This is a genomic window from Tenacibaculum bernardetii (assembly GCF_029125915.1).
Lineage (GTDB): Bacteria > Bacteroidota > Bacteroidia > Flavobacteriales > Flavobacteriaceae > Polaribacter > Polaribacter bernardetii.
Genome location: NZ_JAQJCU010000003.1, coordinates 43,192 through 54,660, shown reverse-complemented (window position 1 = coordinate 54,660; position 11,469 = coordinate 43,192). Strand labels below are relative to the sequence as shown.

Annotated in this window: 11 protein-coding genes and 1 other RNA gene; 5 read left to right on the top strand and 7 right to left on the bottom strand. The window is 31.4% G+C overall.

Annotated features, from left to right (window positions below; translation table 11 throughout):
• Nucleotides 1-43: 43 nt before the first annotated feature.
• A complete protein-coding gene (locus P2G10_RS03195; RefSeq protein ID WP_218771217.1) occupies nt 44-490 on the top strand; it encodes a hypothetical protein in 447 nt (148 codons plus the stop codon).
• A gap of 55 nt (nt 491-545) precedes the next feature.
• Here the strand turns inward: P2G10_RS03195 and P2G10_RS03190 are convergent, their stop codons facing one another.
• The 3 genes from P2G10_RS03190 to P2G10_RS03180 all read right to left on the bottom strand — a co-directional run bounded on the left by P2G10_RS03190 (nt 546) and on the right by P2G10_RS03180 (nt 3,787).
• Nucleotides 546-1,061, bottom strand: a complete 516-nt coding sequence (locus P2G10_RS03190) for a DUF4136 domain-containing protein (protein ID WP_218771218.1) — start codon at nt 1,059-1,061, stop codon at nt 546-548.
• Between the two features lie 89 nt (nt 1,062-1,150).
• A complete protein-coding gene (locus P2G10_RS03185) occupies nt 1,151-2,629 on the bottom strand; it encodes a S8 family peptidase (protein WP_275315177.1) in 1,479 nt (492 codons plus the stop codon).
• Nucleotides 2,630-2,806: 177 nt separating this feature from the next.
• On the bottom strand, nt 2,807-3,787 hold the full coding sequence (locus P2G10_RS03180) for a M20/M25/M40 family metallo-hydrolase (protein ID WP_275315176.1): 981 nt from the start codon (nt 3,785-3,787) through the stop codon (nt 2,807-2,809).
• Between the two features lie 153 nt (nt 3,788-3,940).
• On the opposite strand from P2G10_RS03180, the gene P2G10_RS03175 reads away from it, so the two are divergent.
• Nucleotides 3,941-4,894, top strand: coding sequence for a transglutaminase domain-containing protein (locus tag P2G10_RS03175; RefSeq protein ID WP_275315175.1), 954 nt, complete (start codon nt 3,941-3,943; stop codon nt 4,892-4,894).
• Nucleotide 4,895: 1 nt separating this feature from the next.
• Here the strand turns inward: P2G10_RS03175 and P2G10_RS03170 are convergent, their stop codons facing one another.
• From P2G10_RS03170 to P2G10_RS03155, 4 genes are all read right to left on the bottom strand, one after another.
• Nucleotides 4,896-5,246 (bottom strand): DUF1801 domain-containing protein, encoded by a 351-nt coding sequence (locus P2G10_RS03170; RefSeq protein ID WP_275315174.1) that lies wholly within the window; start codon nt 5,244-5,246, stop codon nt 4,896-4,898.
• Nucleotides 5,247-5,266: 20 nt separating this feature from the next.
• Nucleotides 5,267-5,488, bottom strand: a complete 222-nt coding sequence (locus P2G10_RS03165; RefSeq protein ID WP_275315173.1) for a DUF3820 family protein — start codon at nt 5,486-5,488, stop codon at nt 5,267-5,269.
• Nucleotides 5,489-5,520: 32 nt separating this feature from the next.
• Nucleotides 5,521-6,732 (bottom strand): mechanosensitive ion channel family protein, encoded by a 1,212-nt coding sequence (locus tag P2G10_RS03160; protein WP_275315172.1) that lies wholly within the window; start codon nt 6,730-6,732, stop codon nt 5,521-5,523.
• A 115-nt stretch (nt 6,733-6,847) separates the two neighbouring features.
• The gene (locus P2G10_RS03155) at nt 6,848-8,056 is read right to left on the bottom strand and encodes an NAD(P)-dependent oxidoreductase (protein ID WP_275315171.1); all 1,209 of its coding nucleotides are present in this window, start codon (nt 8,054-8,056) and stop codon (nt 6,848-6,850) included.
• Between the two features lie 195 nt (nt 8,057-8,251).
• Here P2G10_RS03155 and ssrA point away from each other — a divergent pair.
• The 3 genes from ssrA to speB all read left to right on the top strand — a co-directional run bounded on the left by ssrA (nt 8,252) and on the right by speB (nt 11,465).
• Nucleotides 8,252-8,647, top strand: a transfer-messenger RNA (tmRNA) gene (ssrA, locus tag P2G10_RS03150).
• A gap of 475 nt (nt 8,648-9,122) precedes the next feature.
• Nucleotides 9,123-10,514 (top strand): arginine decarboxylase, encoded by a 1,392-nt coding sequence (locus P2G10_RS03145; protein WP_275315170.1) that lies wholly within the window; start codon nt 9,123-9,125, stop codon nt 10,512-10,514.
• A 12-nt stretch (nt 10,515-10,526) separates the two neighbouring features.
• Nucleotides 10,527-11,465 carry an agmatinase gene (speB, locus tag P2G10_RS03140; protein WP_275315169.1) on the top strand — a complete coding sequence of 313 codons (939 nt, stop codon included), beginning with the start codon at nt 10,527-10,529 and terminating at the stop codon, nt 11,463-11,465.
• Nucleotides 11,466-11,469: the final 4 nt, after the last annotated feature.

Genomic DNA, 11,469 nt, shown 5'->3' with positions numbered 1-11,469 from the left:
ATTTATAATAAACTACTTTTAACAATAATTAAAACTTAAAATTATGAAAAAAACATTTTTTATTATCGCCATATTATTTATAGGCGTTTTTTCTGCAAATGCTCAAGACATTTCTAAAAATGCTATTGGTGTTCGTTTTGGAGGAAATAATGGTTTTGGAGGTGAAATTTCATACCAAAGAGCTTTAGGGAGCAATAATAGATTAGAAATTGATTTAGGCCTAAGAAAAGGAGATGCTTTTAAAGCTACAGGGTTATACCAATGGGTATGGGCTTTAGAAGACCAATTTAATTGGTATGCTGGTTTTGGAGGTGGAATTGCTTCTGCAAACAGTAATAGTGCTATTTTCGGAGCTGGGGTTGTTGGTGTTGAATATAACTTTGACATTCCTTTAATGATCTCTTTAGATTTTAGACCAGAAGTAGGTTTTAGCGATTTTTACGACGGTTTTCAATCTGATTTCGGATTAGGTCTTCGTTACCAATTTTAATCAACTTACAACATAAAAAAAACCTCCATAATTGGAGGTTTTTCTATTTATAATACTATTTCTTAGGCGGATAATTCATTAACATTTTTTCAATTATCTTTTTATAATGTATCAATCTTTCCTCTGGCGTTGTTCGTTCTTTTATTGCTCCGTTTGATATTCCTTGCCACAATAATTCATCGTTTTCGCTCTTTACAAAATCAATAATTAACCTTTGATTTATTTTTTTGCTTCCAATAGGTATTCCTCCAGAAATCCCAAAACCTACATTTCGTCCACCTCCCATACCAATACCAATGGTACTTCTATCAATTTTCTTACTTTCTTTTGATAAGATGTTTATGTACATATCTGGATCTTCAGATAATTTCATTCCTTTTTGTTGTAATCCGCTGGTTAATTCGTTCGTAATTCTCTTAACATCTAATTCATTTAAGCCTTCACCTGCATCTTCAAAAAAATTAAATGTTTTATATGCTTTAAAATCAGTTTTACTATCATAATCATATACTACATTGGTAGAAGAACATCCAACGATAAAGATTAAAAAAAGATATTTTAATGGTCTCATAATATTATAATTTCTATAATCCGGTTTTTATAAAAATACAAAAAACCTCGAATATTCGAGGTTTTTCTTAGGTAAGTTAGTTGATTTTTTTATTGAACAGCTTTTAGCGCATCAATATTCCCATATCCGTATTCTGAGTGTTTATTTGGATAAAAATCTGCTGCTTCTTTCATTTTTTGTAATACTTGTTCACGAGACCAAGATGGATTTTTAGACCATACTAAAGATGCAATTCCTGCTGTTGTTGCTGTCGCAACAGATGAACCACCGATGTAATTAGCCTGTCCGTCATAATAACTTAATACCGGAATTTTATTATCTGTACCGTTAGTTCTTTGCATTTGAATAGTAAAATCGATTTTAGAACCTGTATGACAAACATCACACTTATCATACTCACCTTCTTTAACTCCGGTAACAGCAACTGTTTCTGACATACTTGCCGGAAAAATAACACCATACCAAGTTGTAAATGAAGTTGAAGTACCACCTGCTGCTAAAATCATTTTCCCTTTACTATGTGCATATTTAATTGCATCAGAGACATTACCGATATTAAAAGGAGATCCTATAGACATTGAAATTACTTTTACATCACTTCTATTAGCTAAAGCTGTTAATGCTTCTACAACTCCTCTTTTTTCATGATAATCATTAATAATAACATTCTCTACAGCTCTATATGTTACTAAATTAGAGTTGTATGCTACACCTACTGGTAAATTATCATTATTTCTTGGTGCTGTTGCTACAGCTGCCATTTTAGTTCCATGCCCACATTTATCGTTAACACCATCGTAACTATTAGACCATGCCCACCAAGAATCTACAAATGTTCCATACTTCTGAACAGTTCTTCCTGAAGAATCTCCATCATTAAAATATTGATTCATCCATTTTTGTTGAGGCGACAAACCTGAATCGATAATAGCAACTGTTACTCCTGCACCTGTACTATAGTTCCATGCAGAAGGAATATTATGCGCATCAAAAGACCAAGGCACTCTTGCTCCTGGCGATACTGTACGGTAATCATTTGTACTTAATGTAGTACTTCCATATCCACAACCTGAACCGCCTTCTGATCGAGCTTGATTATCTGAATCTAAGAAATTATATCCTCCAGGCTCTATATAACGCACCCTACTATCTTTTAATAATGTCGCTATCGTTTCTTTATTTGTAACTCTTATGTCAATAACATTAATAATCTCATCAACATGTAATTCACTAGCTCCTTTTGCAGATGTTTTTTCTAGGCTATGAACAAGTTGAATTAAATCATTTTTAATATTACTTGTCTCAGTAGTTCTTGCAAATTGATTTTTAGAGTTTCCATAACCAATGGTTAAAATATTCTCTCCATGTTTTACAGCACTCCAAATTGTATGAGCACTTTGTGTTGTCCAATTAAAATCACCGGTAGTTTGCAGTGAGGTATTAATAATTGAATTAATTTCTTTTTTTGAAAGCAATTCATTTTGCTCTTCTTGCATCTCTAATGTTTCGTTACTAGAACAAGAAAACATTGCTAAAACAATAGCCAAACTTAATATTCTTTTTTTCATCTTACTTTGAAGGGTTTAGATTAAATCGTTGCGAATATAGTAAAATTTTAATAATATTTTAACACAAATCACAATACCAAGACACAAAAGAAAGATTTCAATAATTTTTAAATTTTTCGTAAAACAAGAAAAGAGCCTTTAAAAAAAGGCTCTTTTCTTGTTTTACTTGGTTGAAAATTACTTTTCAAGGACTACTCTTGTAGGGGTGTCTTTACCATTTATAATACTTTCTGTTCCTTTTGCTACTGCCTGTATCGTTTGTGTAATTACCGTCATATTTAAAGTTTCTGCTTCATCTGAAACTTTATGATAATCTTTATCTACATCAATTGGCGTAGTAGAGAACGTATGTGAAGGCACTCCTAAACGAGCTAAAGAAGCATTATCTGATCTAAAAAATAAATTGAATTTCTTATATGGATCTGGAAATAATTGGTATCCTGTACCCAGTAAGTTTTTCTGAATAATTTTACCAAAATCAGAGCGTTCAAAACCTGTTAACCAAGCTGTGTTTGGTCCAAAACTTGGCGTTTTCCCTATCATTTCTAAATTAATTCCTGCAACAAATTTACTCGCATCAATTCCCTTACCAAAATGTGTAGAACCTATTAAACCCATTTCTTCTGCTGTAAAAGCTACAAAAATGATTGTTCTTTCGTTTTGTCCTTTATTTTTAAAATACCTTGCCAAGGCTAAAACGCCCGTTACACCAGATGCATCGTCATTTGCTCCGTTAAAAATTAAATCTCCTTCTCCTGTTTTTTTTGTACCTAAATGATCGTAATGTGCAGAAACTACCACATATTCGTCTTTTTTACTCTTTCCTTCTAAAACGCCAATTACATTGAACATTTTAATCCCCTTATATTCAAAGTTCTGACGAAAAGTTGGTAGTGAATTGTATTTTTTCAATCCGATTTTTTCGAATTCATTTTCAATATATTTTGCTGCTTTTTCAATACCTTCTGTACCAGGTTTTCTACCTGCCATTTCATCAGAAGCCAATGTATATAAATGTTTTTTAACAAGAGATGAATCAATATTAATTACACTTTTTTCAGTTTTTGATGAAACTACTGATTTGGTAGCTGTTGATTTTTTACTATCATTTTGTACTGTTTTACATGATAACATAGATAATGTTACCACTGTAGACATATATATTATTTTTCTCATCTGATTATTTAATTCTATTTGTTATTTAATTTGAAAGGCTAAATATAGCCAATTTAATTTTTTAGTATTTTTACCTCTATAGCAAATAATTTATAGGCACAATCTTTGATAAATAAAGTTGTTATAACATAACCTATGAAACAACTTTATTTTCTTTTTTTCTTAACGTTTTCGTCATTATATGCTCAAGATTTCACTTCTATTGATGAAAAAATAAAAACGTATCCTAAAATAATTACCGCAGATAAATTAGCGAATAAAATTACTGCTGATTTTAATTCTGATCAAGAAAAAGTGAGGGCTGTATTTTCGTGGCTAGCATTTAATATTAGGTATGATTTAGAAGAATTTTATAATCCTAGTCAAAAAAAAATTGCCTTTAGATACAGAACGGAAGATGAAAAACAAGCCAAAATTAAAGCTATAAAAGAAGCTATTGTAACTAAGACACTTTCTAGTAGAAGTGCTGTTTGCGAAGGTTATGCGCAAACATTTAGCAAAATTTGTTCTCTTTTAAATATTGAAAATGAAGTAATAAAAGGCCATGTAAGAAATTCCTCTAGCGATATCGGCAAAATAAACAATCGTACAAATCACGCTTGGAATGCTGTAAAGCTAAATAACAAATGGATGTATATTGATGCTACTTGGGCAGCAGGATCGGTGACTTACGGAAAATGGCAACGCAACTTTAATAATTATTACTACAACATACCGAAAGAAAAATATTTCTTCACTCACTTTCCTGAAGATGTACTATGGCAATTACGTGTAAAACGAATGAGCTTAAAAGAGTATTTTAATCAACCGATATATACTTCTTACTTTCTTAAAAACGACTATGAAGTAGTTACACCAACATCTGGCATTGTATACCGAAAACCTAATAAAACTGTTAGTTTTACGCTTAAAAATGTAAAATCCAATCAATCTATTTATTGCGGATTTAGAAATTCTAAATATGCTAAAAAACCTAAAGTTACCTTTAATAAAAACACAGCAACTATTAGTATTATACCTCCCGCTAACAGTAAAGAGATTTATTTAATTATTGATAAAGAAGTCGTGCTAGAGTACCTGTTAAAATAAATTACAATAACCTTATATTATAAGCCTCTAATAAAACACAAACTAATATTTCTTCATTAATATCTTCTACTCGGTAATACCGAAGAGATTTTACTGCTTTTCTTTTCTCTGACACTAAAAATTTATTGTATTTTTTAAGATTTGTTTTAGCATAAAATCCAACATCAACAAATCCTTTTTTTGTTGCATTAAAATAACACAAAGGCTTATTATTTAAATAATAAAACGGAAGTTTCCATTTATACAACAATTCTGCTTCACTAAAGTTCGCTTCTATTAAAACCTGAAGGTATAACAAAATTGACCTTAATGATTCTTCTTGTTTTAGAATATACTCTTCTGCTGGTTTCATTCTTTAAAAATAACAAAATTTTAAAAATTTGCTTTTACCTTCTTAAGAATATCTTCTAAACCATTTAGTTGCAGCTCATAAACCAATCCCATCATTTTACCCAACTTACCGTCAGGGAAACCTTTGTTTTTGTACCACACTATATAATACTCAGGAATATCTACTAAATAAACTCCTTTATATTTACCAAATGGCATTCGCATTTTGGCGGTATCTATTAAAAATTGTTGGTCTGGTATCATTTAATAGTATTAAAAATTATATTGATAAAAAATTAATTATCAATCTTAAAACCTGGTTTTACATATCCTTTGGGCACATTTTCTGGCGGAACAGTTAACACATTTCCATCTCTAACAGCATTGTAATGCGGAGATAGTATTTCGATACCTGCTTTGTGTAACTCATTTTTAATACTTTCATGTAAATGAGAATATATTACAGCAGCTTTTTCTGGATTTTTAGTATGACAATTAATTTCGTAATTGATATAAAAATCATCTAAACTTTTCACTAGCACAAAAGGCACAGGTTTATCTAAAACCATCGGAGTATTTTTTGCTCCTTCAACTAAAGCCTTTATTACCTCTCCACTAGGCACATCGTAACCAATCGTTACAGAAGTGTGCAAAATCACCCCAACATCTTCTGTGGCATTTTTACTAAAATTGATGATATGATTCCCTAAAATTGACGAATTAGGAATCGTAACATCAATATTTTTAATTGTTTTAACTCTTGTTACCAGTAAACTCCTTTCGGTAACATCACCAATAGTGGTTCCTATTTCTACACGATCACCAACTTTAAAAGGGCGCATATAAGTAATCACAATACCGGCAACGATGTTAGATATTGCTGCTGTTGAACCTAGCGAAAATAACACTCCAAAAAAGATAGAAACACCTTTAAACCCATCAGATTGAGAACCCGGTATGTAGGGCCAACAAATTATTACAGCAAAAGCAATTATAACCACTCTTAATAAATTAAAAGTTGGCTTGGCCCAATCTGCATGAAAACCATCTAATTTTACAGCCTCACGCTCCAACTCACTCGTTAAGTACTTTAAAAACTTTAATAGGTATTTGGTACCATAAAAAATTACAATTATAAAGAACAAGCCAGGTATAAAATCTAAAAAACCTTCAACTATAAAGTATACTGGCTTTAATAAATACTCAAAAGCTTTTTTTGCATACGCTTCTGTTTCTGGTATAAAACTAAAAACAAGCGGTAAATAAAAGATTAAAAACAAAATACTTATTGCATATCTTAAGGTTTTTGTTACAAATTTTAAGATATGTTTTTCTCTTCTTGGTGTTATAAACTTAAAGAAATTAACTAATTCGATTTTTCTAAAAAAGAAATTTCGATCTAACTTATCTAACTTAGATTGAAACCAGTTGAAGAGTTTTTTTAGTAAATAAAAAAACAGGAAAATTCCTAAAATAGACACTCCAAAATATGTATAACTTAAAATCATGTTTTTTAAAAGTGTTAGATGTAAAAATGAGTATTTTTAAAAAGAAAGTCATTAACCCCTTTATTACTCGTAATTTTATACAAACTAAAACCCCCGTTAAGCAGGGGGTTTTTAGTTATTCTTTTCCGTCTACGTAGTCTTGTAAATACGAATATCTCGCTGCTAATTCCCCTTTGCTAGTTGTCATTTTTGCTCTTGCTAAAACGCCCTCTTTATCATTATTAAAAAACGACGGAATTACGTGTTTTAAAAACATGTCGCCAAAACCTTCACTAGCGTCTTTAGGCAATTCACAAGGTAAATTATCTACCGCCATTACCGTTATTGCTTCAGCACTTTTAAAATCGACTTCTTTTTCTGTTTGCGGATCATAACCATAAATGGGATCGGCAATTGTAGATGCTTTTATTGTCGATGCAACTGGGCCATCAACATCACACGAAATGTCTGCCACATATTTTATCTTAAATTCTGCTGATTTAGCATCTTCTCTTGTATATAAATAAGGTGCTTCGTTTCCGTAAAAATGACCCGCAATAAAGAAATCTGTTTCCTTTGCGTATGGCATAAAATTACTTTCATAACCTCTAGGATCTTTATAAAAAGCTGCCTTATCCCCGACCTTACCATCTTTACGCTTTGCATATTCCATAACATCTGCCATGCAATATACCGGTTCTGTAAATGTTGATGTCAAATACAAGGCATCAGAAACTTGCTTTATACCTAAATAATCTAAAATTTCTTTAGCTCCGTATGCAACTTTACCTGTTCCTGTTAATAATATTTTAAAATTCGGAAGTTTAATTTTATCTAACGCATCTTTTACAGCGTTTAAATCTGCCAATGTTTCTACTTTAGGTAAGGTAAACGTATTTTCTCGTAAACCAATTGCTCTAAATCCGTTATAAGCACCAACTAAACCTGCGTAACGACCAAAACCTATTAAACGCGCTCCGTTTTCTTTAACAATTGTTTCATGGTCAAACATTTCAATGTTTTTTGCCAACATTTCTTTTAACAACTTACGGTTATATGGTTGTTTTTTGATGGTATGACTAAAATAAAAATATTTTTTATTAGGAATTAAGCTCTCTACAGGAACTTCTTTTACTCCTAATAAAACATCGCAATCTGAAACGTCTTTTACCACTTCAAAACCAGCTTTCTGATAGTCTTCATCTGTGAAAATTCTAATATCAGAACTTTCTACAACTATTTCAGCTTGTGGAAATTGTTGTTTAAATTCTTTTAATTTTTGTGGTGAAAATACGACACGCCTATCTGGTGGGTTTTTACGTTCTTTTATGATTGCAAATTTCATACTTATATTTTATTTTTTTGAAGCCCTGCGAATTTACTCTTTTTTATAGGTTTGTACAACCTTGTTTTTATTATCTTTGCCGACCGCGTTAGGGATTAAAGCATTTGTTGAAGCTCCTTGAAAAGAGCGACTGCGAAAAGCCCGCCCGAACGCCCAAATGATTGGTATAGTTTTTGACTAATTATTTGACATAATGGGGACGACTGGTTTTGACAGCGAGGCCAGTGATAATGTAAGCATACCGAGGAGCGAAGAGATACACTCGTTAAACTTTTTTTCAACTTTTTAAACGGCGAGAATAACTACGCTTTAGCTGCTTAATCCGAATCATAGTAGGATTGGCCTAGGCACACAAGGTGTGCAAGCTTTATGTCCACGGATAGCCTTGATTTACGGCGCTTCACTTTTGGATATCGTAAAAGTAAATATAGAAAACTTGCTGCTTCGACAGGTTTTTGAAGCTAAAGAAGATAAGCTTTTAACAGATTGTTCTTAATCAGTTATAAGTCGAAAATTAAGAAAGAAATAAGTATGTAGAAAGCATTTGAGCTGCTTGTTTGGACCCGGGTTCGATTCCCGGCGTCTCCACAATTAAACCCTGTAAGCACTATGTTTACAGGGTTTTTTATTTTTAAGGCAACTAGAAATACTTCTTGTATATTTTTTTTCGAAAAAAAATAAAAAAAAATTTGTTGTTTTAAAAAATAGTTTACATTTACCGCATCTTATTAGATAGGTTTAATGTATCGTTCTACTTATTTCGTAAACAACTTTTATGAGAAGATAAAAAGCTGTTTGGTGTTTTGGAAACACAGCGAAAAAATTAAGGTTTCTTCTTTTTCAAATAACTACTCTTTACCACTGAATTTCGACAATCAGTGCGGTGACTGTTTGGCTCTAAGAGTCTGATATATTCATATACATTTTAGTTTTTAACAAATCAGCTATAAAATATAGCCTATAATTTGTTACGCATTATTTTAAAAAAGATATACTATTTCGTTATATCTATTTTTTAAACAACTTCTCTGTACACAACATTTACAGGGTTACATTAAAAAACAAAATGAATACTAAATATAAAGATTTAATAGCACAAACTTTCGATTTTCCACAAGCGGAATTTCGTACAGAAAAAAACAATTTATTTTTTCATGATATAGATATGATGGAGCTGGTTAAACAATACGGTGCGCCGTTAAAGTTTACCTATTTACCTAAAATATCCGAAAACATTAACAATGCTAAAAATTGGTTTGCAAAAGCAATAAAAAAACACCAATATAACGGTAGCTACAACTACAGCTACTGTACTAAAAGCTCACACTTTAAATATGTGTTAGATGAAGCGTTAAAGAATGATATTCATATTGAAACTTCTTCTGCTTTTGATATTGATATTGTAAAGGCACTTAAAAAATCTGGCAAACTAAGTAATGATGCTTATGTACTTTGTAATGGTTTTAAACGCGATAAATATATTGAGAACATCGTAAGTTTAATTGATGGCGGGCATAAAAACTGTATTCCCATTATAGATAATTATGAGGAGCTAGATCTTTTATTAAACGAAACTAAAAGTAAGTTTAAAGTAGGTATTAGAATTGCTTCTGAAGAAGAACCTAAATTCGAGTTTTACACCAGCCGTTTAGGCATTGGTTACAAAAATATTGTTTCTTTTTACGAGCGTGAAATTGCTAAAAACCCACAAGTAGAGCTAAAAATGCTTCACTTTTTTATCAACACAGGTATAAGAGATAACGCTTACTATTGGAACGAATTACTAAAATGTTTAACGGTATATATAAAATTAAAAAAGGTATGTCCTACTTTAAATAGCCTAAATATTGGTGGTGGTTTCCCTATTAAAAACTCATTAGCCTTTGATTATGACTATGAATATATGGTTGATGAAATTATCAATCAAATTAAAGCTGCTTGTGATGAAGCTGAAGTAGAAGTTCCTAATATTTTTACTGAATTTGGTAGTTTTACTGTTGGTGAAGCTGGCGGTGCTGTATACGAAGTATTATATCAAAAAAAGCAAAACGATCGTGAAAAATGGAACATGATTAACTCATCTTTCATTACAACATTACCAGATTCTTGGGCTATTAACAAACGCTTTATTATGCTTCCTGTTAATAAATGGAATCATAGATATGAACGTGTTTTATTAGGTGGTTTAACTTGTGATAGTGATGACTATTACAACTCAGAGCAACATGTTAATGGTATTTATTTACCGATATATGAAAAAGAGAATCCGCTGTATGTTGGTTTCTTTAATACCGGAGCTTACCAAGAAACAATTGGTGGTTTTGGCGGCTTACAACACTGCTTAATACCAGCACCAAAACATGTTCTGATATCAAAAGACGAAGAAGGAAACATTGTTACCAAATTATTTAAAGACCAACAAAAAAGCGAAGAATTCTTATCAATTCTTGGTTACTAACAATATAGTATAATGAAAAATAAAAATTACGCAGGAATTCCAGATCAATACGCAAAACTAGAAAATGCACAAATCGTATTAATTCCAGTTCCTTATGACGGAACTAGTACTTGGCAAAAAGGAGCTGATAAAGGTCCTGATGCATTTTTAGAAGCTTCAGAAAACATGGAGCTGTATGATATCGAAACAAATACCGAAGTTTATAAACAAGGTATTTATTTAGCGGATGCTGTAACAGAAAAATCATCGCCAGAAGCAATGGTAGAAGCAGTTCATGCAGCAACTAAAAAGTTTATCAATAAGAAAAAATTTGTAACCCTTTTTGGTGGTGAACATTCTATTTCTATCGGAACGATAAGAGCTTTTGATGAATGTTTTAACAACTTAACTGTTTTACATATTGATGCGCATGCCGATTTAAGAAAAGAATACGAAGGTTCTTCTTGTAACCACGCTTGTGCTGTTTATGAAGCAAATCAGAATACTAATTTAGTTCAGGTTGGTATTAGAAGCATGGATGTTTCTGAGCGAAAGGAAATAAATGAAGACAAAGTGTTTTTTGCACACGATATGGCTGTAAATGAAGACTGGGTAGACGATGTTATCGATCAATTAACGAATAACGTTTTTATCACATTCGATTTAGATGCTTTCGATCCTTCTTTATTACCATCTACTGGAACACCAGAACCTGGAGGTTTATTTTACTATGAAACTTTAGACTTTTTAAAGAGAGTATTTACAACCAAAAATGTTGTTGGTTTTGATATTGTTGAGTTATGCCCTAATCCATCTGAAAAATCATCAGACTTTTTAGCAGCTAAACTTTACTATAAAATGTTAAGCTATAAATTTTCTAACGATACAGACGAAGAGGAAGATATTGATTCTAAAAAAAGCAATCGTGCTGCTGTTTCTAAGTTTAAAGACAATGATAATGACTATTTTTAATTCT